26 protein-coding genes are annotated in these 26,103 nt (G+C 72.7%); 17 read left to right on the top strand and 9 right to left on the bottom strand.

Annotated elements, in window-relative coordinates; all coding sequences use genetic code 11:
• Positions 1–5: 5 nt before the first annotated feature.
• Genes ACIBG4_RS13050 through ACIBG4_RS13040 form a run of 3 tightly spaced genes read left to right on the top strand, consistent with a single transcriptional unit; the run spans position 6 to position 3,759 of the window.
• Complete coding sequence (locus ACIBG4_RS13050) at positions 6–518, top strand: PadR family transcriptional regulator (protein WP_397201978.1); 513 nt, start codon at positions 6–8, stop codon at positions 516–518.
• The gene (locus ACIBG4_RS13045; protein WP_397201977.1) at positions 515–1,195 is read left to right on the top strand and encodes an ABC transporter ATP-binding protein; all 681 of its coding nucleotides are present in this window, start codon (positions 515–517) and stop codon (positions 1,193–1,195) included. Before ACIBG4_RS13050 ends, ACIBG4_RS13045 begins: the two co-directional genes overlap by 4 nt.
• Positions 1,192–3,759, top strand: coding sequence for an FtsX-like permease family protein (locus ACIBG4_RS13040; protein ID WP_397201976.1), 2,568 nt, complete (start codon positions 1,192–1,194; stop codon positions 3,757–3,759). The genes ACIBG4_RS13045 and ACIBG4_RS13040 overlap by 4 nt, the downstream gene beginning before the upstream one ends.
• Here ACIBG4_RS13040 and ACIBG4_RS13035 read toward each other — a convergent pair.
• Together ACIBG4_RS13035 and ACIBG4_RS13030 are read right to left on the bottom strand one after the other, a co-directional pair.
• On the bottom strand, positions 3,719–5,080 hold the full coding sequence (locus ACIBG4_RS13035) for an MFS transporter (protein WP_397201975.1): 1,362 nt from the start codon (positions 5,078–5,080) through the stop codon (positions 3,719–3,721). The genes ACIBG4_RS13040 and ACIBG4_RS13035 overlap by 41 nt on opposite strands.
• An 83-nt stretch (positions 5,081–5,163) precedes the next feature.
• Complete coding sequence (locus tag ACIBG4_RS13030) at positions 5,164–6,021, bottom strand: hypothetical protein (RefSeq protein WP_397201974.1); 858 nt, start codon at positions 6,019–6,021, stop codon at positions 5,164–5,166.
• 234 nt (positions 6,022–6,255) lie between these two features.
• Here ACIBG4_RS13030 and serA point away from each other — a divergent pair, with 234 nt between their 5' ends.
• Together serA and ACIBG4_RS13020 are read left to right on the top strand one after the other, a co-directional pair.
• Positions 6,256–7,845, top strand: coding sequence for a phosphoglycerate dehydrogenase (gene serA, locus ACIBG4_RS13025; RefSeq protein WP_355440264.1), 1,590 nt, complete (start codon positions 6,256–6,258; stop codon positions 7,843–7,845).
• Positions 7,846–8,164: 319 nt separating this feature from the next.
• On the top strand, positions 8,165–8,287 hold the full coding sequence (locus ACIBG4_RS13020) for a hypothetical protein (protein WP_310708763.1): 123 nt from the start codon (positions 8,165–8,167) through the stop codon (positions 8,285–8,287).
• Positions 8,288–8,596: 309 nt separating this feature from the next.
• Here the strand turns inward: ACIBG4_RS13020 and ACIBG4_RS13015 are convergent, their stop codons facing one another.
• Entirely contained in the window at positions 8,597–8,746 is a 150-nt protein-coding gene (locus ACIBG4_RS13015; protein WP_175593845.1) for a GPGG-motif small membrane protein, read from the bottom strand.
• Between the two features lie 89 nt (positions 8,747–8,835).
• Here ACIBG4_RS13015 and ACIBG4_RS13010 point away from each other — a divergent pair, with 89 nt between their 5' ends.
• The gene (locus ACIBG4_RS13010) at positions 8,836–9,789 is read left to right on the top strand and encodes an LLM class F420-dependent oxidoreductase (RefSeq protein WP_397201973.1); all 954 of its coding nucleotides are present in this window, start codon (positions 8,836–8,838) and stop codon (positions 9,787–9,789) included.
• A gap of 72 nt (positions 9,790–9,861) precedes the next feature.
• Here the strand turns inward: ACIBG4_RS13010 and ACIBG4_RS13005 are convergent, their stop codons facing one another.
• Both ACIBG4_RS13005 and kdgD read right to left on the bottom strand, forming a co-directional pair.
• Complete coding sequence (locus tag ACIBG4_RS13005) at positions 9,862–10,347, bottom strand: DUF1360 domain-containing protein (protein WP_310713381.1); 486 nt, start codon at positions 10,345–10,347, stop codon at positions 9,862–9,864.
• Between the two features lie 59 nt (positions 10,348–10,406).
• Complete coding sequence (gene kdgD / locus ACIBG4_RS13000) at positions 10,407–11,315, bottom strand: 5-dehydro-4-deoxyglucarate dehydratase (RefSeq protein ID WP_397201972.1); 909 nt, start codon at positions 11,313–11,315, stop codon at positions 10,407–10,409.
• A gap of 130 nt (positions 11,316–11,445) precedes the next feature.
• Between kdgD and ACIBG4_RS12995 the strand changes: the two genes are divergently transcribed.
• Both ACIBG4_RS12995 and ACIBG4_RS12990 read left to right on the top strand, forming a co-directional pair.
• On the top strand, positions 11,446–12,360 hold the full coding sequence (locus ACIBG4_RS12995; RefSeq protein WP_397201971.1) for a LysR family transcriptional regulator: 915 nt from the start codon (positions 11,446–11,448) through the stop codon (positions 12,358–12,360).
• Entirely contained in the window at positions 12,357–12,953 is a 597-nt protein-coding gene (locus tag ACIBG4_RS12990; protein WP_397201970.1) for a nucleotidyltransferase, read from the top strand. Before ACIBG4_RS12995 ends, ACIBG4_RS12990 begins: the two co-directional genes overlap by 4 nt.
• 107 nt (positions 12,954–13,060) lie before the next feature.
• Here the strand turns inward: ACIBG4_RS12990 and ACIBG4_RS12985 are convergent, their stop codons facing one another.
• Positions 13,061–13,405, bottom strand: coding sequence for a PRC-barrel domain containing protein (locus tag ACIBG4_RS12985; RefSeq protein WP_310713437.1), 345 nt, complete (start codon positions 13,403–13,405; stop codon positions 13,061–13,063).
• Between the two features lie 190 nt (positions 13,406–13,595).
• Here ACIBG4_RS12985 and ACIBG4_RS12980 point away from each other — a divergent pair, with 190 nt between their 5' ends.
• The 5 genes from ACIBG4_RS12980 (at position 13,596) to ACIBG4_RS12960 (ending at position 19,458) form a co-directional block, all read left to right on the top strand.
• The gene (locus ACIBG4_RS12980; RefSeq protein WP_397201969.1) at positions 13,596–14,441 is read left to right on the top strand and encodes an SAM-dependent methyltransferase; all 846 of its coding nucleotides are present in this window, start codon (positions 13,596–13,598) and stop codon (positions 14,439–14,441) included.
• Positions 14,442–14,723: 282 nt separating this feature from the next.
• The gene (locus tag ACIBG4_RS12975) at positions 14,724–15,605 is read left to right on the top strand and encodes a DMT family transporter (RefSeq protein WP_397201968.1); all 882 of its coding nucleotides are present in this window, start codon (positions 14,724–14,726) and stop codon (positions 15,603–15,605) included.
• A 204-nt stretch (positions 15,606–15,809) separates the two neighbouring features.
• Positions 15,810–18,002: an accessory Sec system translocase SecA2 gene (gene secA2 / locus ACIBG4_RS12970; RefSeq protein ID WP_397202130.1), complete on the top strand. Its 2,193-nt coding sequence runs from the start codon at positions 15,810–15,812 to the stop codon at positions 18,000–18,002.
• 55 nt (positions 18,003–18,057) lie between these two features.
• Positions 18,058–18,432 carry a VOC family protein gene (locus ACIBG4_RS12965; protein ID WP_310713391.1) on the top strand — a complete coding sequence of 125 codons (375 nt, stop codon included), beginning with the start codon at positions 18,058–18,060 and terminating at the stop codon, positions 18,430–18,432.
• 141 nt (positions 18,433–18,573) lie between these two features.
• A complete protein-coding gene (locus ACIBG4_RS12960; RefSeq protein WP_397201967.1) occupies positions 18,574–19,458 on the top strand; it encodes a hypothetical protein in 885 nt (294 codons plus the stop codon).
• Here the strand turns inward: ACIBG4_RS12960 and ACIBG4_RS12955 are convergent.
• On the bottom strand, positions 19,361–20,521 hold the full coding sequence (locus tag ACIBG4_RS12955; RefSeq protein WP_397201966.1) for an FAD-dependent monooxygenase: 1,161 nt from the start codon (positions 20,519–20,521) through the stop codon (positions 19,361–19,363). The two genes, ACIBG4_RS12960 and ACIBG4_RS12955, sit on opposite strands and share 98 nt — an antisense overlap.
• A 93-nt stretch (positions 20,522–20,614) precedes the next feature.
• On the opposite strand from ACIBG4_RS12955, the gene ACIBG4_RS12950 reads away from it, so the two are divergent.
• Positions 20,615–21,193, top strand: coding sequence for a TetR family transcriptional regulator C-terminal domain-containing protein (locus ACIBG4_RS12950; protein WP_310713396.1), 579 nt, complete (start codon positions 20,615–20,617; stop codon positions 21,191–21,193).
• Positions 21,194–21,267: 74 nt separating this feature from the next.
• Here ACIBG4_RS12950 and ACIBG4_RS12945 read toward each other — a convergent pair whose 3' ends face one another.
• Positions 21,268–21,843 carry a GNAT family N-acetyltransferase gene (locus ACIBG4_RS12945; protein WP_397201965.1) on the bottom strand — a complete coding sequence of 192 codons (576 nt, stop codon included), beginning with the start codon at positions 21,841–21,843 and terminating at the stop codon, positions 21,268–21,270.
• A 125-nt stretch (positions 21,844–21,968) separates the two neighbouring features.
• Here ACIBG4_RS12945 and ACIBG4_RS12940 point away from each other — a divergent pair, with 125 nt between their 5' ends.
• The 3 genes from ACIBG4_RS12940 to ACIBG4_RS12930 are packed head-to-tail and all read left to right on the top strand — an operon-like array spanning position 21,969 to position 25,521.
• Positions 21,969–23,171: an acyl-CoA dehydrogenase family protein gene (locus ACIBG4_RS12940; protein ID WP_310713400.1), complete on the top strand. Its 1,203-nt coding sequence runs from the start codon at positions 21,969–21,971 to the stop codon at positions 23,169–23,171.
• Between the two features lie 20 nt (positions 23,172–23,191).
• Positions 23,192–24,355 (top strand): acyl-CoA dehydrogenase family protein, encoded by a 1,164-nt coding sequence (locus ACIBG4_RS12935; protein ID WP_310713402.1) that lies wholly within the window; start codon positions 23,192–23,194, stop codon positions 24,353–24,355.
• Positions 24,352–25,521, top strand: coding sequence for an acyl-CoA dehydrogenase family protein (locus ACIBG4_RS12930; RefSeq protein ID WP_397201964.1), 1,170 nt, complete (start codon positions 24,352–24,354; stop codon positions 25,519–25,521). The genes ACIBG4_RS12935 and ACIBG4_RS12930 overlap by 4 nt, the downstream gene beginning before the upstream one ends.
• Here the strand turns inward: ACIBG4_RS12930 and ACIBG4_RS12925 are convergent.
• Positions 25,486–26,082 carry a TetR/AcrR family transcriptional regulator gene (locus ACIBG4_RS12925; protein ID WP_310713406.1) on the bottom strand — a complete coding sequence of 199 codons (597 nt, stop codon included), beginning with the start codon at positions 26,080–26,082 and terminating at the stop codon, positions 25,486–25,488. The genes ACIBG4_RS12930 and ACIBG4_RS12925 overlap by 36 nt on opposite strands.
• Positions 26,083–26,103 lie beyond the last annotated feature (21 nt).

The following is a 26,103-nucleotide window of genomic DNA, read 5'->3' as shown; positions in this document are numbered from 1 at the left end:
TATTCATGTCGATCAGGCACGGACTGTTGGCACTGCTGAGCAAGGGGCCGCGATACGGCTACCAGCTCCGGGTGGAATTCGAGGCGTCGACAGGGGCGACCTGGCCGCTCAACATCGGCCAGGTCTACACGACGCTCTCCCGGATGGAACGCGACGGCCTGGTCGCCCCGGGCGGCACCGACGACCAGGGCCGGGCCGTCTACACGATCACCGAGGCCGGTCGGGAGGAGCTGGAGCGATGGTTCGGCACCCCCGTCGACCAGGCCGACCGGCCTCGGGACGAGCTCGCCATCAAGCTCGCCATGGCCGTCGCCACGGGCAGCGTGGACGTCCACGCGGTCGTCCAGGCCCAGCGCATGGCCGCCATGGGGGCGCTGCAGAAACTCACGCGGGCCAAGCGGGCCGCGTCAGGCGGGCTCGCCGAACGGCTCGTCCTCGATTCGTTGATCTTCAAGGCCGAGGCGGAACAGCGCTGGCTGGACCACTGCGAGGCCGTTCTGAGGGAGAAGAAGGCATGACTGTGGTGAAGCTGCGGGACGTGACACGCGTCCACGGCGACGTGCACGCCCTGACGGGGGTGAGCCTGGACGTCTCGCGCGGCGAGCTGGTCGCCGTGATGGGGCCGTCCGGCTCGGGCAAGTCCACGCTGCTCAACGTGGCGGGCGGCCTCGACCGTCCCACCTCCGGCACCGTGACCATCGGCGGCACCGATCTCGCCGCCGTGAAGGACCTGGCCGCGCTGCGCCGCCGCGAGGTCGGCTACGTCTTCCAGGACCTCAACCTCATCCCGTCGCTCACGGCGGCCGAGAACGTGATGCTGCCCCGGGAGCTCGACGGGGTACGGACGGGCCGGGCGCGGGCCGAGGCGCTGGCCGTCCTGGAGGAGGTGGGCGTGGGGGACGTCGCCGACCGCTTCCCCGAGGAGCTGTCGGGCGGCCAGCGGCAGCGGGTCGCCATCGCGCGGGCGCTGGCGGGGGAGCGGAGCCTGCTGCTGGCCGACGAGCCGACCGGGGCGCTCGACACGGCGACCGGCGACGAGATCATGCGGCTGCTGCGGGAGCGCTGCGACGGGGGCGCGGCGGTCCTGCTGGTCACCCACGAGCCCAGGTACGCGGGCTGGGCCGACCGGGTCGTCTACCTGCGTGACGGCGCGATCGCGGACGCCGCCGCCGTAGGGCTGGAGAGCGCCCGATGAGCTCCTTCACCGCCGCGCTGCGCATCTCCCGCAGGGACGCCCTGCGCTTCAAGGGGCGCAGCGCCCTGGTCATGGTGATGATCGGCTTACCGGTGCTCGTCTTCACCGCCCTGTTCACCGGCTTGCGCACGCTGGATGTGAGCCCACTCGAAGGGCTGACCACGCAGCTCGGCGCGGCCGACGCGCGGATCGAGATGCCGGCGTCCGGCGGCCCCATCACCCAGGACTTCTCGGGCGACGCCTGGCGGGTCGAGGGGCGGGGAGAGGAGAACCGCGAGCCGCGCCGGTGGACCACGGACACGCTCGGCGCCTTGCTCGGCGGCGGCCGGCTGCTCCCGCTCCAGACCAGCCAGGTGGAGGTGCGGCTGGCCGACGGCTACCAGCGCGTGGACCTGCTTGAGGCGGACCTGCGCGACCCGATCGCCCGAGGGGTCCGCCGACTTGTGCAGGGCAGGTTCGCCGCCGCGCAGGACGAGATCGTCGTCGCACCGCCGGTGGCGGACGCGCCGATGCGGATAGGCGAGGTACTCAAGGTCACCCGGTGGGATCGGCCCCGGCGGGTGGTCGGCATCGCCGAGAACCCGAACCGGCCCGGCGCCATGGAGGTCATCGCCATGCCGGGCTCGATCCTGAAGTCGCCGGACCTCAGGCCCATCTGGCTCGCCGACACGCCCGCGCCGCTCCAGTGGCGCGACGTGCAGAAGCTGAACGCCGTGGGGCTGCGGGTGACGTCCCGCGCTGTCGTCGAGGCATCCGAAGCGCCCAGCGGAGCCCTCACCCGGGAAAACCGGCCGAGCAGGGACACTCTGCTCTGGATCGCCACCGTCGTGATCCTCGTCGTCATGGAGACCGTCCTGCTGGCCGGGCCGGCCTTCGCCGTGGGCCTGCGGCGGCGCAGGCGCGAGCTGGCCGTGATCGCGGCTCAAGGCGCGTCGGCCGCCCATCTCAAGGTGATCGTGCTGGCCGACGGCCTGGTGCTGGGCGGCGCGGCCACCCTCCTCGGCGTCCCGGTCGGGATCGGCGGCGCCTGGCTGGCCGCGCCCGTCATCGCACGGTGGGGAGCGTCGCTGGGGCCGCTGGACGTGCCCTGGGCGCAGGTGCTCGGGGTCGCCGCGCTGGGCCTGGTCAGTGGCCTGGTGGCGGCCGTGGTGCCGGCGGTGCAGGCCGCCCGGCAGAGCCCGGTCCAGGTGCTGGCGGGCCGGGAGGGCGAGATGGGGGAGATCCGCGGGCGTGCCGGCCGGCCCGTCCTGGGTCTCGTCCTGGTGCTGCTGGGCCTGGCGGCGACAGCGGCGATGCTGGCCATGCGCCGTGGCCAGCAACCCATCGTGACGGCCTCGGTGCCGGTCGTGCTCGGGCTGGTCGCGCTGATGCCGTGGGTGGTCCGGTTCCTGGGGCGGCTCGCCCCGAGGCTGCCCCTTCCGGCGCGGCTGTCCGTGCGCGACGCCGTCCGCCACCGCATGCGAACGGCCTCGGCGGCGGCGGCGGTCATGGCCGCCACCATGGCGGCGGTCGCGCTGGGCGTCGCCTCCACGAGTGCGAATGCGGCCGCGGAACGGCAGTACCAGCCGTCCATGCCCATCGGTACCACGTGGGTGAGCGGGCTGGGGCTGAACGACGCCGCCGCATGGGCCAAGATCCGGGACTCCCTCCAGCGGAGGCTGCCGGGCGTGGACCTGGTCGCCGGGCAGCAGTTGCGCGATGCCAGGGGTCGCGAGGCGGTGCCCCTGGTCATCGGCCCGCGGGAGTGCGGGGACGGGTGTGGCTTCGAACGGGCGATGATCGGGGACGGGCGGCTGCTCGCCTTCCAGCAGGGACGGCGGGACGACCGCGCCGCGGCGGCCCTGGCGGCGGGCAAGGCCGTGGTCTTCGACCGGACGCTCCTCCGTGGGGACGCACTCGTAGTCCGGGTGAGCGGCGAGGGCGCGAAAGCCACCCCGCTGCGGATCCCCGCCGTGGTCGCCCGGGGCGCCGATCCGCGGCAGTCCGGTGCGGTCATCCCGCCGGAAGTGTTCACTCGGGCGGGCTTCAAGACGGTCGAGGGGGAGCTGTTCCTCCGTTACCGTCCCGCCGACTATGACCGGTTCGAGCGGGATCTGCGGGCGGTGGACACGAGAGTGACCGCCTCCATCGAGTACGGTTACGTCGGCCGCGACACGACGATGCTCGTGGCCGCCCTCGGGCTGGCCGTGCTCCTGGTGCTCGGCGGCACCTTCGCGGCCACCGGGCTGGCGGCGGCCGACATGCGGCGCGACCTCGACACGCTGTCGGCCGTCGGGGCCACGCGACGGACACGCCGGCTCGTCGTGGCGGCCCAGGCCGGGTTCATCGCGGGCACCGGGACACTCGTGGGGTTGGTGGCCGGCCTGGTCACCGGGGTCGCACTGATCTTCCCCATGCTCCACCCGTTCGGCATACCGGGCAGCAGGCTGATCGCGGAGCCCACCCTCGTCGCGGTCCCGTGGCTCTACGTCGCCGCGATCGTGCTCGGGCTGCCGTTGCTGGCCGCCCTGGTGGCGGGCCTGTTCACCCGGACGCGCTGGACGCCGGCACGCCGCCTGGCCTGAGCCGGTACTTCAGCGTCATCAGCACCGCCAGGAAGAGCACCAGCGCCGGGACCGCGGTCTCCCCGATGAGGATCGCGGTCACGGCGCCGTCCGGCTGCCGGACCGGCCGGCTGGCGTCGGACTCCAGGAAGCCGCCCAGCGAGAGGACGCCGCCGAAGATCAACGCCCCGAACGAGCTGACCCCGCTCTCGATCGCCGTCCACAGCCCGGTGAACACCCCCGCCCGCCGCTTGCCCGTCCGCTCGGCGTCGGCCGCGATCACGTCCGCCAGCATCGAGAACTCCAGGAGCTGGACGCCCGCGTACCCCATGCCCACGACCAGCATGGCCGCGTGCGCGTACCAGGACCCGAAGACCGGCGTGGCCGCGGCGGCCAGCGTGCCGCCGCCGAACAGCAGCCCGGCCAGGATCATCGCCCCCCGCTTGTCGTACCGCTTGGCGAGCCACACCCAGGCGGGCATGGCCAGCAGCATGGGGCCCACGATGACCGCGAACAGCGTGCTCGTCGCCTTGGGATCGCCCAGGATGTACGAGGCGAAGTACGGCGCGCCGGCCAGCAGCATGCTCACCGCGGTCATCTGCGCGCAGCTCAGCCCCAGCAGCCAGACGAACGCCGAGTCGCCCCGGGCCGCGGCGAACTGCTCGCGCAGGCTGCCCGCGTCCGGCTCCGGCGCCCCGGTCATGGGGGCGCGGGCCGTGCCGAAGAACGAGCCGAGCATCGAGGCGAGCAGGACCACCGCGATGGTCACCGCCATCAGCCGGTAGCTGTCCAGGGTGCCCCTGGGGCCGTCGCTGTTGACGATCGCCGGGGCGACGATGCCGCTGATCACGGTGGCGGCGCCGATGAAGACCATCCGCCACTGCAGCAGCGAGGTCCGCTCGTGGTAGTCGCCGGTCATCTCGGCGGGCATCGCCTTGTACGGCACCTCGAACAGCGCGTACGCCGTCGCGGCGCCCATGAAGCAGGCCCCGACGTACAGGGCGGCCCGCAGCCCGGTCAGCGGCGGCCCGGCGAAGACCAGGAAGAACGCCACCGGCAGCGTGCAGGCGCCGGCCAGCAGCCACGGGCGCCGGGGGCCCAGCCGCGACGTGGTGCGGTCCGACCAGCGGCCGACGAGCGGATTGATCACCAGGTCCCAGACCTTTGGGGCGGCGACCACGGTCCCGGCCAGCCACGCGGGCACGGCCAGGAAGTTCGTCATGTAGTACAGCAGCAGCAGACCGGGCACCGCGTTGAACGTGGCCGTGCAGAACGAACCGACGCCGTAGCCGAGGCGCACGCCCCCGGACACCGTGGGCACGCCCGAGGGCTTCGCGATCATGCCCTCATCTAAACCGAGCGAGCCCTTGTTCGGTAGGGCCCACTTCCACCGTGCCCGCCGACCCGGAGGCGGCGCCCGTACGGCTAGTCGGTGACGCTCGCGCACACCACGTGCGCGCCGATCTCGATCATGCGGCGCTCGCTGCGCGCGTCGGCCACGCGGGCCATGAGGATCGGCGCCCCGCTGGCCGCGAACTGCGGCAGCCGGGCGCGCACCCCGCGGTGCAGGTCCCGCACGACGTCCTCGGCCGCCGACATGTGCACCTTCACGTGCAGCATGATGCCGGGGACGCCCGAGGCGGTGCGGGCCTCGGAGATCCAGACGTGGTGGACCAGCGGGTAGTCCATCAGCAGGTGCGCGATGGCGCGCCGCAGCGCGGGCAGGATGGGGTGCGTGCAGCGCCGGTAGCCGGGATCGACCTGCTGCATCGGGCCCGACAGGTGCGGGCGCGGCGCGGGGATCCACGGCATCTGCGGCGCCTCGGGAGCCGGCGGCGCCACCTGGGCGAGCGCAGGGGCACCGCGCGACACCATGGCCATGGCGCCGGTCGCGTAGGCGGCGGGGGCGGCGCCCGACAGGACGGGCGTCGGCCCGGTGCGCGTCGAGGTCAGGAACCGCTGGAGGTCGTCGATCGGCACGGCGGCCGCGGCCGGCCCGGCGGCGTCGATGACGATCTCCCGCACACCCGTGACGCGCTGGATGTCGAGAATGGTGTCGGCGTCGCAGGCCGACAGGACATGGCAACCGCGGTGCCTGGCGTAGGTCCCAGGGCCGGTGTATCCGAGCAGGACCCGGTCGCCGGCCTGCGTGGTGCCCAGGACGACGGACCGGTCGGGTCGCACGGCCACCAGGACTCCGCCCTCGGCCAGGGCCGCGAGCAGGCGGTGCGGGGCACCATGCTGGACGAGCACGTCGGCGAGCGCAGGATTCCCGATGCTCATATGACGAACCATAGGTAGTGGGCCACGGCTTATCAGGCTAATGGCGAAGAAATCCCCCTATCAAGACAAAGATGGGTGCGACGTGGATGACTTTGGCCGTCCACGGGTAGGGCGGCGTCCGTCTCACATGCCGGGTCCCTCGTGAACGCGTTCACAAGCGCGGATACACTCTGTGGGACTCCGAGGGGCTCGCCGACGTGCCCCTAGCCCGCCGCTCGCCTTAAGGATCCATCCGTGACAAAGCCCGTCGTCCTGGTCGCAGAGGAGCTGTCCGAGGCCGGCCTCGCCGTGCTCGGCGCCGATTTCGAGGTCCGCCACACCGACGGCGCCGACCGCTCGCAGCTGCTGCCCGCGCTCGCCGACGTGGACGCGCTGATCGTCCGCTCCGCCACGCAGGTGGACGCCGAGGCGATCGCCGCCGCGCCCAAGCTGCGCGTCGTCGCCCGCGCCGGGGTGGGCCTCGACAACGTCGACGTCGAGGCGGCCACCAAGGCCGGAGTGATGGTCGTCAACGCGCCCACCTCCAACATCACCAGCGCCGCCGAGCAGACCATCGCCCTCATCCTGGCCAGCGCCCGCAACACGGCCCAGGCCCACGCCGCGCTGAAGAACGGCGAGTGGAAGCGGTCCAAGTACACCGGCGTCGAGCTCGACGAGAAGGTCGTCGGCATCCTCGGCCTCGGCAAGATCGGTCAGCTCGTGGCGCAGCGGCTCCAGCCGTTCGGCGTCGAGCTGATCGCCTACGACCCCTACCTGCCGCCGGCCCGCGCCGCGCAGATGGGCGTCAAGCTGCTCAGCCTCGAAGAGGTGCTCAAGCAGGCCGACTTCATCACCGTCCACCTGCCCAAGTCCAAGGAGACCGTCGGCCTCATCGGCGACAAGGAGCTGCACGAGGTCAAGCCCTCGGTGCGGATCGTCAACGTGGCCCGCGGCGGCATCGTCGACGAGGCGGCGCTCTACACCGCGATCAAGGAGGGTCGCGTGGCGGGCGCCGGCATCGACGTCTTCGCCAAGGAGCCCTGCACCGACAGCCCCCTGTTCGAGCTCGACCAGGTCGTCGTGACGCCGCACCTCGGCGCCTCCACGCACGAGGCCCAGGAGAAGGCCGGCACCCAGGTGGCGCGCAGCGTGAAGCTGGCGCTGGCGGGCGAGTTCGTGCCCGACGCGGTCAACGTCCAGGGCGGCGCCGTCGCCGAGGACGTCAAGCCGGGCCTGCCGCTCGCCGAGAAGCTCGGTCGCGTCTTCACCGCCCTGGCCGGCGAGGTGGCCACCAAGCTCGACGTCGAGGTGCGCGGCGAGATCGCCTCGCAGGACGTGCGGGTGCTGGAGCTGGCCGCGCTCAAGGGCGTCTTCACCGACGTGGTCGAGGACTCCGTGACGTACGTCAACGCGCCGCTGCTGGCCAAGGACCGCGGCGTCACGGTGGAGCTGGTGACCAGCTCCGAGAGCCCCGACTGGCGCAACGTCGTCACCGTGCGCGGCGTGCTGGCCGACGGCCGGCAGGTCTCCGTGTCCGGCACGCTGTCCGGCCCGCGGCAGATCACGAAGATCGTCGAGGTCAACGGCTACGAGATGGAGATCGAGCCGACCGAGCACCTGTCGTTCTTCACCTACACCGACCGGCCCGGCGTGGTCGGCGTCGTGGGCCGCCTCCTCGGCGAGCACGGCGTCAACATCGCCTCGATGCAGGTGGCCCGTGACGTCAAGGGCGGCAAGGCGCTCATCGCGCTGACCGTCGACACGGCCATCCCGGCCGACGTGGTCGAGCAGATCGTCGGCGAGATCGGCGCGGACAGCGGCCGCTCGGTCGACCTCGACGGCTGACGGGCCGTCCCCTTCCCGCAGACCGCCGCCGGACAGCACCTGTCCGGCGGCGGTCGTTTTTGTCTCACGATGCGAGATATTAGGACGTCCTAGGAGACAGCCGGGAGACCGGAAGGTACATTGCTAGCAATGCGCCAGGTTCTCGTACTCATTACCTGCCGCGGCGGGGCCTGTTAGGGCAGGCCGGCGACCCGCCGCGGTGTGGCGTCGCGTCGGCCGTCAGTCCCATCGCCTGGTCCGTGTTCCCGTGCCGCGAGCTCATGCTCGGCCGGGATTCGACTCCCGTCTGTATGACGCCCCGCGAAACGAGATGACTCACATGTATGAGATGTACTCCTGGAACGGCGCCGAGGAGCGCGACGACGAGGCGGCCGAGGCCGTGCAGACCGCGCTGGACCGCCGCGACAACGGCGGCGCCCCGCAGGCCGCCGACCAGCGCTGACCTTCCCCGGCTGCTCCTGACTCGGCCGGCTGTTTCCTGACCCGGCCGGCCGGTCCCTGACCCTGTCCTGATCCCCGTCATGCCGGTGGGGCGGGGGGGGGCGCCCCGCCCGCCCCCCCCCGGCGCGGCCGCCCTTCCCTTTCGATAGCTGATCTTTTGGCTGATTTTCGGGAATTTGATTACATTTTCATCTCGTCGCCGGATAAAGGCGTGAGACGGGTAACACGGGATGGCACAGCCTGTCGGGTAGGTCCGCCGGGCCGGCGTTCACCGGCCGGGCGGAGAACGGGTGGCGCGTCGATGGCGCCCCTAGACATTGAAGATGCTGACACCGCCGGGGCCCACCAGGAAGCCGAGGACGATGAGGACGATCCCCCAGAGGAGATCGCGACGGGCCAGAATCACATAGATGCCGGCGATGACGAGAACGACCGCGATGATCCACAGCAAAGTAGCCATGGCCCGCTACTGCCCGTGCCGAAAGGCATTTAACATCCATTCCTGGCGCACGCCATGTTTTCCCTGAGTGCGCCGGGAAGTGGACCTTCATGACCACATTCGGATACTTCCTTTCCTGCGAGGAGCACGGCCCCCGGGAACTGGTCCGGCAGGCCAAGGCGGCCGAGCGCGCGGGGTTCGAGGCGCTGTGGATCTCCGACCACTTCCATCCCTGGCTGGACGCGCAGGGGCAGAGCCCGTTCGTCTGGTCCGTGATCGGCGCGCTGGCCGAGGCCACGTCGCTGCCCATCACCACGGCCGTCACCTGCCCCCTGATGCGGATCCACCCGGTGATCACCGCCCAGGCCGCGGCCACCACGGCGGCGCTGTCCGGCGGGCGCTTCCGGCTCGGCGTCGGCACCGGCGAGGCGCTCAACGAGCACGTCATCGAGTCGCGCTGGCCGCCGGCCGAGGAGCGGCTGGAGATGCTGGAGGAGGCCGTCGGCCTGATGCGGGAGCTGTTCACCGGCGAGCTGGTGACGCACCGCGGCGCCCACTACCGGGTGGACACCGCCCGCCTCTACACGCTGCCGGACGAGCCGCCGCCCATCTACATGTCCGGCTTCGGGCCCAAGGCCATCGAGCTGGCCGGCCGCATCGCCGACGGCTACATCTCCACCGGCCCCAGCGCCGAGATGGTGGAGCAGTTCCACAAGGCGGGCGGCGCGGGCAAGCCGGCGATGGGCGGCCTCAAGGTCTGCTACGCGCCGGACGAGGCCGAGGCGCGCAGGACCGTCCACCGGCTGTGGCCCAACCAGGGCATCCAGGGCGAGGCGTCGCAGCTGCTGCCCCTGCCCCGGCACTTCGAGCAGCTCGCCGAGTCGGTCACCGAGGAGCAGGCCGTCGGCGGCAGCCCGTGCGGCCCCGACCCCGAGGCACACGTCCAGGCGATCCGCGAGTACGTGGACGCCGGCTTCGACGAGGTGTACGTCAACCAGATCGGGGCCGAGCAGGACGCGTTCTTCGACTTCTACGCGCGCGAGGTCCTGCCCCGGCTGCGCTGACGGCACAGGGACCGCCCGCACGGCATGGGGGGGAAGGGCCTCGCCGAGGCCCTTCCCCCCATGCCGTGCGGGTCAGGACGCGGAGCGCATCATCTTCGCGTAGGCGAGCTGGAGCCAGTCGGAGGCGGCCACCGCGGTCATCGTCGCCCCCGCCAGCCGCGTGAACCGGGGCGCGAAGACCAGGCCGGCGGCGTAGGCGGTGGCCGTCCACTGCGCCAGGCAGAACGGGCACGACACCAGCTCGCCGACCGAGTTGCGCGGCTCCTCCTTCAGCTCGGCCGGGCCGCTGGTCCCCTCGTACCGGGTGAACGGCGCCCGCAGCGGGCTGGTCACCGGGTCCTTGGCGATCAGCCGCGACACCTTGTGGGTGCAGGCCGCCATCAGCGCCACGTCCATCAGCCCCACCCGCTCCGGTGCCTTGCGCCCCATCAGCGCGGCCGCGCCCACCGCCGCGGCGATCGCCCCGCCGTACACGGTCATGATGCGCAGGTAGCCGCGCAGCGGCCGGTCGTGCTCGCCCTGGTACTCGCGTTCGGTCTTCTCCAGGAAGTCGGTCATAGGGCCTCGCGCTACCCCCGCTCCGGCGCTCTACTCGCGCGCCGGAGCGGGGACGCGGGTCAGGCGCTCACCCGCCCGATCAGGGCCGACAGCCGGTCCTGCTCCTCGCCGGTGAGGTCCACCAGCGGGGGCCGCACCGGTCCGGCCGGGCGGCCGGCGGCGCGCAGGCCCGCCTTGACGATGCTCACCGCGTATCCCCGCCGCCGGTCGCGCAGCTCCACGTAGGGCAGGACGAAGTCGTTCAGCATCCCGGTCACCGCGGCGGTGTCGCCGCCGCGTACCGCCCGGTGGAAGGCGAGCGCGAACTCCGGCAGGAAGTTGAAGATCGCCGAGGAGTAGGTCTCGACACCCAGCGCGTGGTACGGCAGCGCGTACAGCTCCGCCGTGGGCAGACCGCCGATGCAGAGCAGCCGGCCGCCCAGGCGGGCACGGACGCGCGTCATCTGCTCCAGGTCGCCCACGCCGTCCTTGAAGCCGACGAAGTTCGGATGCTCGGCGGCCAGCCGCTCCAGCGTCGCGGTGGAGTAGCGGGCGTTGGCCCGGTTGTAAACGATCACGCCCAGGGCGGTCGCCCGGCACACGGCCGCGACGTGCGCGGCCAGCCCCTCCTCGTCGGCCTCGGTCAGGTACGGCGGGAACAGCAGGATCCCGGCCGCCCCGGCGAGCTCGGCGGAGCGGACGAGCTGGACGGCGGTCGCGGTGCCGTGCCCGGACGGGGCCAGCACCGGGACCCCGGCGGGCGCCGCGTCCACGGCGACGGCCACCACCCGCTCCACCTCGGCCTGGGTCAGCGAGAAGAACTCGCCCGTGCCGCCGGCCGCGAACAGCCCGCCCACCTCGTGCCGGCCGAGCCAGGCGAGGTGCTCGCGGTAGGCGGCCTCGTCGAAGGACAGGTCGTCCTTGAAGTGGGTCACGGGGAACGACAGCAGCCCTGAGGCCAGCCGGGCGCTCAGCTCGTCGGGGGTCATCGGGTCTCCTTCGTCGGGGGATCCGTCCCCTTTGGGGTCGGTGTCCCGTCATGACCATAGGCAGCGCGACTCATGCCGGTCCAACACTCTTTTCGCATCCTCCGATGCGTGCCGCGTATCATTGCCGAGCATGGTGTCGATGGAGCAGCTCGTCGGGTTCGTCGCGGTCGCCGAGGAGCTGCACTACGGCCGGGCCGCCGCGCGCCTGCGCATGACACAGCCGCCGCTGAGCCGGCGCATCCAGGCGCTGGAGCGCGAGCTGGGCGTCGAGCTGTTCGACCGGACCCGCCGGGCGGTCCGGCTCACCCCCGCCGGGCGGGCCTTCCTCGCCGAGGCCCGCAAGGTGCTGCAGGTCTCGCAGGAGGCGGTGCTGACCGCACGCCGCACGCCGCGCGGCGACGCCGGGGTGGTCACCCTCGCCTTCACCGCCACGACGGCCTACTCCTTCCTGGAGCGCGTCGTCACCGAGGCGGGCGCCCGGCTGCCCGGCGTGGAGCTGGTGCTGCGCGAGATGGTCACCGCCGCGCAGGTGGAGGCGCTGCTGTCCGGCGCCGTGGACGTCGGCATGGTCCGCCCCCCGGTGCGCACGGCCGACATACGCACCGCGCCCCTGACCAGCGAGCCGCTGCTCGCGGCGCTGCCCGACGGCCACCCGCTGGCGGTGCGGGCGCCGTACCCGAGCGTGGCGGACTTCGACGGCGAGCCGTTCATCATGTACTCGCCGTCCGAGGCCCGCTACTTCCACGAGGTGCTGGTCGCCGTCTTCCGCACGGCCGGCGTGCAGCCGGTCCACCGGCAGTACCTGAGCCAGGTCCACACGGTCCTGGCCATGGTCAAGGCCGGGCTCGGCCTGGCACTGGTGCCCGCGGCGGCCTCCGCGCTGCGCATGGACGGCGTCGTGCTGCGGCCGGTGACCGGGCTCGGGCCCGACACGGTGCGGCTCGATCTCGCCTGGCGGGCCGGCAACGACAATCCCGTGCTGGCACCGCTCCTGCGCGCGATCCGACGTCTAGCGGGGGACCGGGAGGGTAGCCGGATCACATGAGCAGCCACAGTCATGAAGTCACCGACGCGATCCTCGACACGCTCAAACGCGCGAGCTCGGGGCTGAAGGACGCGGGAGTGCAGTTCGCCCTGGCCGGGGGGTGCGCCGCCTACGCCAGGGGCGCGGCGCCCTCGCTGCACGACGTGGACTTCGTCATCACCGAGCATGACGTTCCGGCCGCCCTGGAAGCGCTGCGCGCCCTCGGCTTCGAGACGGCCAAACCGCCGGAGGACTGGCTGGTCAAGGCGTACGACGATGGACGGCTGGTGGACCTGATCTTCCGTATCTCCGACCGGCCGGTGACCGACGAGCTGATCGAGCGGGCCGAGCCTATGAAGGCGTCGGCGGTGATCGTGCCCGTGCTGGAGGCCACGGACCTGGTGATCTCCTGGTTGATGCCGCTGTCGGAGCACGCCTGCGACTACGGCGCGCTGCTGCCGCAGGTGCGGGCGCTGCGGGAGCAGGTGGACTGGCAGCGGGTGGCCACGGTGACGGCCGCCTCGCCGTACGCGGCGACCTTCCTCACGTTGCTGGAACGCCTGGGTGTGCTGGAGGGGCCGGCCGAGCCCAAGGGCGACCCGTCCTGGCCCTGAGGACGGACCCCGGGGGACGGACCCTGAGGACGGACCCTCAGGACGGGCCCTCAGAACGGACGAAGGGCCGCACCCCGAGGGGTGCGGCCCTTCACCTTGACCGAAGGTCAGTGCGGGAACCGGCCGTAGTAGTCGCCCACCCGCGTCCGGTACTCGGGCTCCTTGAAGCGGCCCTCGTCGAACTCCGGAGCGTCCTTGATCTCCGCCTTGGTACGCGAGACGTACACCTCGCGTGCCTGGGGGTCGATCCGGGTGATGACACTCGCCGGCAGCATGACCTTCTTACCGAAGATCCACGGACCGGTGTCGACGACCAGGTAACTCTCGCCGACCTCGTACGTGGCCTCGTCGACGGAACCGATCTTTCCGTCGGTGGCGTGGACGTGGTAACCGTTGATGTCCAGCGCCTGGCCGCGGTCGTAGACGTCAGATCGATAGTCCCAGAGCTCCATGAAGCTCACGTCCTCTCTGCTTCCGTCTCGTACTCGGGCCCGCTCCAGCTACCCGGGAGACGGCGCGTAAACCGCGTCCCGGAATTTCGTCAACGGACGGCCAAGCGGCCGGTGCGAAGCCACAGGTCGGCGCAGACATGGAGCCCCCGATTTCGGTACGATCCGCGTCACCGACCAAAGGGGAGTCCGGATGAGCCTCGGTTCCTCCAGCGCGTGGGCGAGCGGTGAGTGGTCCCATGAGGAGGGGGCCCCGCCCGGGGTCGACCCGTCCACGCCCAGCGTCGCCCGCGTCCACGACGCCCTGCTCGGCGGCATGGAGAACTTCGCCGCCGACCGGTCCGTCGCGCGGCGGCTGAGGGAGGCCGTGCCCGAGATCGTGGACCTGGTCTGGTGCGACCGGGCGTTCGTCGGCCGCGTCGTCGACCACCTCGTCCGCGAGGCCGGCGTCCGGCAGTTCGTGGACCTCGGCGCCGGCCTGCCCACCATCGAGAACACCCACGAGGTCGCCCAGTTCGCCGACCCCTCGACGCGCGTCGTGTACGTGGACGTCGATCCGTCGGTGGAGCCGCACGCGCGCGCCATCCTCAAGGGCAACCCGCACGTGGTCGCCATCACCGAGGACGCCCGCGACGTCGCGGCCGTGCTGGGCAACCCCGAGCTGCGGCGGCTCATCGACCTGTCCCGGCCCGTCGCGGTGCTGGCGATCGGGCTGCTGCACCTGTTCCCCGACCAGGACGACCCGCACGGGATCGTCCGGCGCTACATGGACGCGCTGCCGTCCGGCAGCCACCTGGCGGCCTCCAACATGCTGGCCTCGGCCAACCCGAAGGCCCAGGCGCTGGAGGCGATGCTCCGGGTCACGATGGGCACCGGCCACTTCCGCTCCCGCGAGGAGATCGGCCGCTTCTTCGACGGGCTGGAGCTGGTGGAGCCCGGCCTGGTGCGCTTCCCCGAGTGGCGGCCCGACGACCGGCTGCCCGACCCGCCGGCCGCCTGGGAGGAGCTCCTCCTCGGGGGAGTCGCCCGCAAACCATGAGGCCCCGCAGACCGTGAGGCCCCGCAGACCGTGAGGCCCCGCAGACCGTGAGGCCCCGCAGACCGTGAGGCCCCGCAGACCGTGAGGCACCGCAGACCGTGAGGCCCCGCCGACCCCGGAGCCGCTAGGGTGGGGGACGTGCCGCGCTTCCTGATCTGCTCCCCGCCGCCCGCCCGGTAGCGGGCGGCCTCTTCTGACATCTCGCCGGATCTGACCGATCCGGGGGTGGTCGCTGCCCGCGTACGGGCCCCCTTCCGACCACTCCATCCGGAGAGATCTGTCATGACGCATGTCCCCTCACCCGTCTCCGCGCGCCGGGGAGCCCTCTACGTGTCCGTGGCGGCGGCCGCCTGGGGCACCGGCGGCGCCGCGGGATCCCTGCTCTTCCAGTCCGGCGGGCTCGGCCCGGCCGGCGTGTCCCTCTGGCGCTACGCCCTCGGCGCCGTCTTCCTGCTCGTCCTCACCCGGCTGACCGGCGGCGTCCTCCCGCGCCTCGACGTCCGGATGGTGGTCGTGGGCGCCGGGATGGCCGTCTACCAGACCGCGTACTTCGCGGCCATCGAGCGGTCCGGCGTGGCCGTCGCGACCGTGGTGACGATGGGCGCCACCCCGGTCGTCACCGAGCTGGGCGGGCGGCTCCTGCTCGGCGAGCGGTCCGGCCGCACCGGCCTGCTCGCCCTGGCCGCCGCGCTCGCCGGGCTGTTCCTGCTCACGGGCGAGAGCCTGCTCGCGGGCGGCGGCCGGCTGGGGGGCGTCGCGTTCGCCCTGGTGTCGGCCGCCGGGTACGCCGCGGTGACGCTGTACTCGCGGCGGCACCGGGAGGACCCCGGCGGCATGGCCGTGGGCGGGTTCGTGGTGGGCGCTGTGTGCCTGGCGCCGTTCGCGCTGGCCGGCGGCGTGGTGCCCGAGCCGACCGTGACGACCGTGGCGCTGCTGGCCTACCTCGGCGCGGTGCCGACCGCGCTGGCCTACGCCCTGTTCTTCCGGGCGCTGACCGCGCTGCGGGCCGCCACCGTGTCGGTCATCTCCCTCGGCGAGGCCGTCGGCGCGGCCGTGCTCGGCGTGCTGCTGTTCGGGGAGCGGCTGAGCGTGGCCGGCTGGGCCGGGTGCGCGCTGCTGGCCGCCGCCGTGGTGGTGCCGGCCGTGCGCCCCGAGCAGCGATGACACGGTGACGGACGGTTGATCGAGGGCCGACCGGGGAGCGGGGCGGCGGCGCGGAACGCCGTGCACGTCCCCATATGGGTTAGGGTCCGGTACGGCGACGCATGCCGTACCGTCGCTCCGCTCCCCACTTCGGTCACACTCGTGGAGGTGGGCACGAGAGGAACGCTGCCGGGCAGAGCGCGCGTTGGAGGGACTGTGGCGTCTATTTCCGGAATCTTGAAGAACCTCCTGGACCGGCCGGGAGGAGTGAGTCTGGGCCCGTACCAGAAGGTCGTCAAGGCGGCCCGCGAGCTGGCCGGGCCGGTCGGCGAGCTGGACGAGCTCGCCCGCCCCGCGATGGACGACCTGGCGAGGTTCTGCGCCGTCGCCCGGGAGGCGGCCGACCGCTCGCTCGGGCTCCGGCCGTACGACGCGCAGCTCCTCGGCACGCTGGCGCTGCTCGACGGGAAGGTCGCCGAGATGGCGACCGGCGAGGGCAAGACGCTGTCCGGCGCGATGGCCGCCGCCGGCTACGCGCTGCAGGGCAAGCGCGTCCACGTCATGTCCGTCAACGACTACCTGGCCCGGCGCGACGCCGAATGGATGGCGCCGTTCTACGAGGCCATCGGCGTCACCGTCGGCTGGGTCGGGCAGTCCTCCACGCACGAGGAGCGGCGCGAGGCGTACTCCAGGGACGTCACCTACGGCGCGGTCAGCGAGATCGGCTTCGACGTGCTGCGCGAGCGCCTGCGCACCGACGCCGCCGAGCTCATCGTGCCCGCCCCCGAGGTCGCGCTGGTCGACGAGGCCGACTCCGTGCTGGTGGACGAGGCCCGCGTGCCGCTCGTCATGGCCGGGGCCTCCGACGCGGGCAGCGCCGTCCCCGAGATGGCCGCGCTGGTCAGGCAGCTCGTCCGCGGCTACCACTACGAGGTGGACGACCAGGCGCGCAACGTCTACCTGACCCCCAAGGGCGCCGACACGGTCGAGAACCTCCTCGGCGTCGACCTCTACGACGAGAACGAGCCCGGCACCCTCATCGAGCTCAACCTCGCCCTGCACGCCCACATCCTGCTGGCCCGCGACGTCGACTACATCGTCCGCGACGGCCGGGTGCAGCTCATCAACGCCTCCCGCGGCCGGGTCGCGCTGCTCCAGCGCTGGCCCGACGGCCTCCAGGCGGCCGTGGAGGCCAAGGAGGCGCTGGCGCCCAGCGAGAAGGGCGAGATCCTCGACTCCATCACCGTGCAGGGCCTCGTCCGCCGCTACCCGCAGATCTGCGGCATGACGGGCACGGCCGTCGCGGTCAGCGAGCAGCTCGGCGAGTTCTACGGGCTCAAGGTCGCCGTCATCCCGTCCAACCGGCCCTGCGTCAGGAAGGACGAGCCCGACCGCGTCTACCCGGACGTGCCCGAGAAGGACGCCGCGCTCGTCGAGGAGATCGAGGAGGTCCACGCCACCGGCCGGCCCATCCTCATCGGCACCCTCGACGTCGCCGAGTCGGAGAACCTCGCCGGGCTGCTACGCCGGCGCGGCCTGGACCCCGTCGTCCTCAACGCCAAGAACGACGCCGAGGAGGCCTCGATCATCGCGCGGGCCGGCGAGCGCGACGCGATCACCGTCTCCACGCAGATGGCCGGTCGCGGCACCGACATCCGCCTCGGCGAGGGCGTGGCCGAGCTGGGCGGCCTGTACGTGATCGGCTCCGGCCGCCACGCCAGCAGCCGCCTGGACGACCAGCTCCGCGGCCGGGCCGGGCGGCAGGGCGACCCCGGTGGCTCGGTCTTCTTCGTCAGCATGCGCGACGAGCTGGTCACCCAGTTCGCGGCCGACGAGCGGCCGCCCGCGGCCGACGCCGACGGCGTGGTCAGGCACCGCCGCGGCGCCTACATCGTGGCCCACGCCCAGCGGGTGGCCGAGGGCGTCAACCTGCAGATCCACCGCAACACCTGGCGCTACACCCGGCTGCTGGAGCAGCAGCGCGAGCTCATCCTGGAGTGGCGCGACAAGGTGCTGCACGGCGACTCCGCCGCGCGGGCGCTGGCCGAGGGCGACCCCGAGCGGTGGGCCTCCATGCCCGAGGAGACCCGCGAGGAGACGGCCCGGCAGATCGTGCTGCACGCCATCGACAGCTGCTGGACCGAGCACCTGGCCTTCCTCACCGACCTGCGCGAGGGCATCCACCTGCGGGCCCTCGGCCGGATGAGCCCGATCGACGAGTTCCACCGGGAGGCGGTCGCCGAGTACAAGGCGATGCTGGCCGAGGTGGAGCGGCGGTCGCTGGAGGCGTTCGAGGCGCCCGAGCCCGACCTCAAGCGGCCCACGGCGACCTGGACGTACATGGTGCAGGACAACCCGTTCGGCACCGAGTGGGACCGGATACTCAAGCGGGTGGGGTCGGGCGGCCGGCGCCGTTAGAAACCGGCCGACGTACCTGACAGAAGATGGCAGGTATGCCTGCGAGGCTTGGGCCATGACAACGAAGGCGAAGCTCCTGGCCGTCACCATCGACTGCGCGGAGCCCAAGAAGCTGGCCGAGTTCTACCACGAGATCACCGGCCTCGACCTGCAGTACGCCGAGGACGAGTACGCCGCGGTGGGCGACGGCACCACCGCGATCTACTTCGGCCGCGTCCCCGAGCGCGAGCCGGCCCCCTGGCCGGGCGCGGCCAAGCAGTTCCACCTCGACTTCCGGGTGCCCGACGTGGAGAAGGCGGTCGAGGAGTACATCGCGCTCGGCGCGACCAGGCCCGACTTCCAGCCGGGCGTCACGGACGAGGGCGTGGGCTGGATCGTGCTGCGCGACCCCGAGGGGCACCTGTTCTGCGTCTGCCCCGAGCGTTCCTGACGCCGGCCTCGGCGCTGGTCAATGGGGCCGTCCGGGGACTTGGCGGGGTGATGTTGTCCAAAAGGATGATTCGTGTGCTCCGCTTCCCTCTTAAGCTGGAGCAATGCGCCTCCACACGTCCCTGCCCCTGCGTGGGCGCCGATGACCTGGGCCGGACTCCTCATCGCCCTGCTCGGCGCCCTGGGATACGCGCTCGGGGCGGCCCTGCAACAGTACGAGGCCGTGGCGGGCGGCGCCTCGCTCAAGCTGGTGAGACGTCCCCGCTGGGTGATCGGCGGGGTCATCGGGTTGACGGGGGCGAGCCTGCACGCCGTCGCGCTCAGCTTCGCGCCGCTGGTCGCGGTGCAGCCCATCAGCGTGGCCACGCTGGTGTTCGCCGTGCCGCTGGCCGCGCTCATGTACGGGCGGCGGCCGTACCGCGCGGAGATCCTCGGCTCGCTCGCGGTCGCCGTGGGCCTGGTGTGGCTCATGCTGCTCGTGCCCGCCCACAACGTCGTCCCGCACCTCACCGACGGGGCCGCGCTCGCGTTCATCGGGGTGATCGCGGCGATCGCGCTCGTCTCCGAGCTCGTCGCCCGCCGGCTGCGCGGCCCCGGCAAGGCGCTGCTGATGTCGGTGGGGGCGGGAGTCGTCACGGCCAGCGTGTCCACGTTCGTGCGCGTGGTGGGCGGCGGCATGCAGGGCGACTGGGGCAGGCTGCTGCACTGGTTCACGCTGGTCGTGCCGGTGCTGCTGGTCTGCGCGGTGGTGCTGCTCCAGCGCTCGTACGCCATCGGCTACTTCGGCATCGCCTACGCGGGCGTCCAGGTCGTCGACCCGGTCACCTCGGTGCTGGCCGGGGCCATCCTGCTGGGCGAGCCGCTGCCGGCCAGCCCGTCCACGGCCGTCCCGGCGCTGCTGGCCGGCGCGCTGACCATCGCCGGCACGATCACGCTGGGGCGCCTGGCCCCCGACCACTCGCGGCCCGTCGCGGTGGAGTCCATTCCAGTACCTCCCGCATTGACTTCGGCATCAGATCGGAGCTGAGCCGGGCCGCCAGGGCCATCCCCGCGTCGCGCAGCGACACCGCGACGGGGTTGCGCACCTTCGTCGCCCGGCACACCGCCGTCGAGCGCCGCACGAGCGTGGCCGTCCGCTCCACGCGGGCCGCCGAGTAGGCGGCCAGGTCGCCGCCGGCCACGTACGCGAGCACGACCCCGTCCTCGATCGCCTGGCAGGCGCCCTGCCCCAGGTTCGGCGTCATCGGGTGGGCCGCGTCGCCCACCAGCGCCACCCGTCCCCGGTGGAAGGCCGGCAGCGGCGTGGCGAACGCGTGGATGTCGTTGCGCAGGATCCGCTCCGCCGGGACGTCGCGCAGCAGTGACGGGATCGGCTCGTGCCACCCGCCGAACCTGCGCAGCAGCTCCTCGCGCTCGTCGCGGCCCGACTCCCCGGCCGGGGACACGTCGGTCGCGTAGAAGTAGACCAGGCCGCCCGCGAGGAGGTGGGCGCCGAACACCCTGCCCCTGCCCCACGTCTCGGTGCTGGGCAGCGGGCCGCCCGTCCACGGCACCAGCCCCCGCCAGGCCGTCACCCCGGAGTACACCGGGCCCGGGTGGAGGGGGAAGAGGGCGCGGCGGGTCGCCGAGTGGATGCCGTCGGCGGCCACGACCAGCTCGCCCACGCGCTCGCCCTCGCTCGTGCGGACGGTGCCCGTGTCCGGATCCACCTCCGTCACCTGGACGCCCAGGTGAAGGGCGTCCGCGCCCAGCGCCTCCGCCAGCAGCTCCACGAGCGCCGCCCGCGGCAGCACCACGACGGAGTCGCTGAACTCCTTCCTGACGCTCTCCTCCGTGCTGCGCGCCAGCCACCGGCCGTCCGGCCTGCGGATGCCCAGCGTTCCCTGGACCCGGGACAGCGCGCGCACGGGGTCGCCGAGCCCGAGGGTGTCGAGGGCTCGCAGCGCGTTCACCGCGACGGCCAGGCCCGAGCCGACCGGCTTCAACCGCTCGGCCCGCTCCAGCACCGTCACGTCCCACCCCGCCTGGCGCAGGGCGATCCCCGCGGTCAGCCCGCCGATCCCCGCACCGATCACCACAGCAGCCGGCATCTTCGCCTCCTCAACTACGTCTGTAGTTCCAAGATACTACTCCTGTAGTGCGATAACTACAGGGGTAGTGAGTTGCCCGTAGGATCGGGTGCTGTGAAGCGTTCAGAGGCGGTGGCGGAGGCGGCGATCACGCTGCTGGCCGAGCGGGGGATGCGCGGCCTGACCCATCGGGCCGTGGACGAGACCGCCGGCCTGCCGCCCGGCTCGGCCTCCAACCTCGCCCGCACCCGCGCCGCGCTGCTCGAACTCACCCTGGCCCACCTCGTCGGGCTGGAGGAGCGCGCCCTGGCCCCGGCCCTGGAAGCCGGGCTGCCGGCGCGCGACCGGCGCCCGTCGCGCGAGGACCTGGTGGAGCTGCTCGTGGAGGCGCTGGACGTGCAGCTCTCCGACGCCCGGCGCACGCTGGCCCGCTACGAGCTGGCCCTGGAGGCCACCCGCCGGCCCGAGCTGCGCCGCGTCTACGACCGGGCCGGCCGCCGCTTCCGCGACCCCGCCGTGGCGTTGCTGGCCGCCCTGGGCTCCCCTGATCCGGTACGGCACGCGCACCAGCTCGTGGCGTTCACCGAGGGCGTCATGTTCGACGCGATCGCCGGGGCGGGGGAGCGCCCGTCCAAGGACGACGTCCGGGCGGCGATGCGCGAGCTGCTGACCGGCATGCTGGGAGCCGGCTGAGCCCGTCCCGGCCGGGCGGCCCCGTCGGGCGGGTCCGACGGGGGCTCGTCAGGCGGGCTGGTCGGGCGGGTTCGTCAGGCGGTGAGGCGGGCCCGGTGGGGCGGCCACTCCTCCTGGAGGATGCCGAAGAAGACGGTGTCGCGCCAGGTGCCGTCCGGCCGCCTGCGGTGACGCCGCAGCGTGCCCTCGTGGACGCCGCCGATCCGCCGGATCGCGTTCTGCGAGCGGGTGTTCAGCACGTCCGTCTTGAGCAGCACGCGGTTGTACCCCAGCTCGCCGAAGGCGTGGTCGATGAGCAGCACCTTGCAGTTCGTGTTCACGGCCGTGCGCCAGACCGCCCTGCCGTACCAGGTCCAGCCGATCTCCACGCTCTCGTCGAAGCCCGGCACGTCGCCGTAGGTGGTCCAGCCCACCGCCCGGCCGCTCTCGCGGGGGACGACCGCGAGCGGGACGTGCTTGTCGTCCGCCATCAGCCCGGCGGCCACCTCCCTCAGCTCCTCCTCGGTCCGGGGACGCGCCGGCATCCAGCGCCACACCTCCGTGTCGTCCCCGCCGGCCGCGAACAGGTCGGGCACGTGGGAGAGGGTGAGCGGTTCGAGCCGGACGACGTCGTTCTCGAGCACCACGGGAGAGGGGAGCCTGGCGGTCATGGCGGCCAGCCTAGGAGATGACCGGAAACCGGGTCATGGCCACATGGCGCCTTTTGGCGACGACCACTGTCTTCGACGAAGACCACTGTCGACACGCATACCGGCCGGTCGGTAGGCTCGGCGGTATGGACTTCGCCTACGACAGCGTCACCCAGGAGTTGCGCGAGCGGCTGCTGCGCTTCATGGACGAGTGCGTCCACCCGGCCGAGGCCGCCTTCGCCGAGCAGGCCGCCACCAGCGGCTGGAGCGCCCCGCCGCTGCTGGCCGACCTCAAGGACGAGGCGCGCAAGCGCGGCCTGTGGAACCTGTTCCTGCCCGGCGCCGACGGGGCCGGGCTGACGAACCTCCAGTACGCGCCGCTGGCGGAGATCATGGGCCGCAGCCCGCACCTCGCACCCGTCGCCACCAACTGCGCCGCGCCGGACACGGGCAACATGGAGGTGCTGTCCATGTTCGGCGACGACTGGCAGCGCGAGGAGTGGCTGCGGCCGTTGCTGGACGGGGAGATCCGGTCCGCGTTCGCCATGACGGAGCCCGACGTGGCCTCCTCGGACGCCACCAACATCGCCACCTCGATCGTCCGGGACGGCGACGAGTACGTCATCAACGGCCGCAAGTGGTTCATCTCAGGCGCCATGAACCCCGAGTGCAAGATCTTCATCGTCATGGGCAAGACCGACCCGGAGGCGCCGTCGCACCGGCAGCAGAGCATGGTGCTGGTGCCGCGTGACACGCCCGGCATGCACATCAGGCGCGGCATGAGCGTGTTCGGCTACGACGACGCCGACCACGGCGGCCACGCCGAGATCGTGTTCGAGGACGTCCGCGTCCCGGTGGACAACCTCATCGGCGAGCAGGGCGGCGGCTTCGCGATCGCCCAGGCCAGGCTCGGGCCGGGCCGCATCCACCACTGCATGCGGCTCATCGGCATGGCCGAGCGGGCCGTCGAGCTGATGTGCCGCCGTGCGCTGAGCCGGACCACGTTCGGCAAGCCCGTCGCCCAGCAGGGCGTGGTCCAGGACTGGATCGCCGAGTCCCGCGTCCGCATCGAGCAGCTGCGGCTGCTCGTCCTCAAGACGGCCTGGCTCATGGACACCGTCGGCAACCAGGGCGCGCACACCGAGATCCAGGCCATCAAGATCGCGACTCCGGTGACCGTGGAGTGGATCCTCGACAAGGCCATCCAGGTCCACGGGGCGGGCGGGGTCTCGCAGGACTTCCCGCTGGCCGGTCTGTGGGCCGGGGCCCGCTCCCTGCGCCTGGCCGACGGCCCGGACGAGGTCCACAAGCGGTCCCTGGCCTACCGCGAGCTCAAGAAGTACATGTGACACCGATCGGAGGACCCCGAGTGGACGAAGCGCGGCTCAGGGAGCTGGTGGCGGACTTCCTCGCCCGCCACGACCCCGGAGGCGACCGGCTGGAGTTCCTGCGTGCCAGGTTCGACGCCGGGCTGGCCTGGGTGTGGTATCCGGAGGGGCTCGGCGGCCTCGGGCTCTCACCCGAGCTGCAACGGGTCGTGGAGGAGGGGCTCGCCGGCACGCCGCAGATCGACACCGGCGTCCAGGGCATCGGCCTCGGCATGGCGGCGCCCACGATCCTGACGTTCGGCACCGAGGAGCAGCGGCGGCGGTTCCTGCGCCCGCTGTGGACCGGCGAGGAGATCTGGTGCCAGCTCTTCAGCGAGCCCGGCGCCGGGTCCGACCTCGCCACGCTCGCCACCCGGGCCGTCCGCGACGGCGACGAGTGGATCGTGGACGGGCAGAAGGTGTGGACGTCCGGCGCCCACCACGCCCGGTGGGCGATCCTCGTCGCCCGCACCGACCCGGGCGTGCCCAAGCACCGCGGCCTGACGTACTTCGTCTGCGACATGCACGCCCCCGGCGTCGAGGTCCGGCCGCTGCGGCAGATCACCGGCGAGGCGGAGTTCAACGAGGTCTTCCTGACCGGTGTGCGGCTCCCCGACGACCTGCGGCTCGGCCAGGTCGGCGACGGCTGGCGCGTCGCGCAGACCACGCTCATGAACGAGCGCGTCGCCATCGGCGGCGCGCGCGTGCGGCGCGGCGGCGGCATGCTCGCGCCGGTGCTGGAGACCTGGAGCGAGCACCCCGAGCTGCGCACCCACGACCTGCACCAGCGGCTGCTGGCCCTGTGGGTGGAGGCCGAGGTCACCCGCCTGTCGGGCGCGCGGCTGCGCGAGCAGCTCGCCGCCGGCCAGCCCGGCCCCGAGGGGTCGGGCATGAAACTGTCGTTCGCCAGGCTCAACCAGGCGCTGTCGGGCCTCGACGTGGAGCTCCGCCGCGACCTCGGCTACGACGACTGGGCCTTCCGCCGCTCCGACACCGTCGACTTCTACGGCCGCGGCGCCGGCTACCGCTACCTGCGCGCCAAGGGCAACTCCATCGAGGGCGGCACCTCGGAGATCCTCCGGAACATCATCGCCGAGCGCGTGCTCGGCCTGCCCGCCGAACCCCGCGTCGACAAGGACGTCCCCTGGAAGGACCTGCCGCGATGACCCTGCTGTACTCGGAGGTCGAGGAGGAGCTGCGGGCCGCCGTCCGGGCCGTGCTCGCGGACCGCTGCCCGCCCGCCGCCGTCCTGGCGCGCGTCGAGTCCGAGCCGTACGACCCGGGCCTGTGGAAGACCCTCGCCGGCGAGATCGGCGTGGCGGGGCTGCTGGTCCCGGAGGCGCACGGGGGAGCCGGGGCCACGGCGAGCGAGGCGGCCGTGGTGCTGGAGGAGCTGGGCCGCGGGGTGGCGCCGGTGCCGTTCTTCACCAGCTCGGTCCTGGCCACGTACGCGCTGGTCCGCGCCACGGGGACGGGCGCCGGTGAGACGGCCGCCGGTGAGACGGCCGCGGGCGTCGGGCTGCTGCGGGGACTCGCGGAGGGCCGGGTGACGGCCGCGCTGGCGGTCCCGTTCGCCGCCTCGCCGTACCGGCCCTGGCACGGCTCCCCGGTGAGCTCCGGAGAGCCCGGAGGCGGCGGCGAGGCGCTGCTGTCAGGGAGCGTGCGGAGCGTGGCGGGGGCCGACGTGGCCGACGTCCTCCTCGTCCCGGTCCCCGGGGCCTCGGCGGGCGGCTCGGCGACCCTCTACGCCGTCGAACGCGACGCCGCGGCCGTCCAGGCGGTGCCGTCGCTGGACCTGACGCGCCCGGTGGCGACCGTGACCCTCGACGGCGCGCCCGGCACGCGGCTCGGCGTGGTGGACCTGGCCGAGGTGCTGCGGTTCGGCGCGGGGCTGCTGGCCTCGGAGCAGCTCGGCGTGGCCGAGTGGTGCCTGGAGACCACGCTCGCGTACGTCAAGGAGCGCCATCAGTTCGCCCGGCCGGTGGGGTCGTTCCAGGCGGTCAAGCACCGGCTGGCGGACCTGTGGCTCGATGTGGTCAGGGCCAGGGCCGCCGCCCGAGGCGCGGTGTCCGCTTCCGAGGAGGGAGCGCCGGGCGGGGCCGGGCTCGACCCGGTGGCCGTCGCCGTGGCCCAGGCGTGGAACGGCGGCGTGGCCGTGCACGCGGCCGAGGAGGCTCTCCAGCTCCACGGCGGGATCGGGATGACCTGGGAGCATCCCGTGCATCTCTTCCTCAAGCGCGCCAAGGCCGGAGAGATCGCTCTCGGCACCCCCGGCGACCACCGGGAGGCGCTGGCCTCACTCGCCGGTGTGCCCGGCCCCGGCGCGGAGTGAGGTGAGCAGCAGGTCGGCGAAGTGCCTTCCCACCTGGGCGCCGGTCAGCGGCCCGTCCGCGTGGTACCAGGTGCCCAGGTGGTGGACCGAGCCGAAGAAGTAGTCGACGACCAGGTCGGCCGGGACGTGGTCGCTGAAGGTGCCCTCGCGCTGCCCCTCGGCCACGAGATCGCGGAATCGCTCGTGGTAGCGTCGGCGCTCGGCCCGCACGCTCTTCTGCGTCTCGGGCGCCAGCAGGTGCATCGACCGGAAGAAGATCTTGGAGTCGTCGAGGTTGGCGGTGGTGGTCTCGACGACGTCGGCCGCGGCGGCGTGCAGCCGCTCGGCGACCGTGCCGGAGCCGTCGGCGATCAGGGTGAGCCTGTCCATCTGCATGCGCAGCACGCGAGCGTAGATCTCGTGCAGCAGGTCATCCTTGGAGCTGAAATAGTGGTACATGGCGCCCTTGGTGACGCCCGCCGCCAGCACGATCTCCTGCACCGAGGTGCCCTCGAAGCCTCTCGCGGCGAACAACCGCGTCGCCGCGCTCAGCAGCCGGCCGCGTACCGGTTCTTCCTTCACGTGTCCCCCTTGGTCACCTCC

The organism is Nonomuraea sp. NPDC050383 (genome assembly GCF_044459125.1).
Lineage (GTDB): Bacteria > Actinomycetota > Actinomycetes > Streptosporangiales > Streptosporangiaceae > Nonomuraea.
The sequence above is the reverse complement of the archived record's forward strand: the minus strand, read 5'-3'. Positions and strand labels throughout refer to the sequence as shown.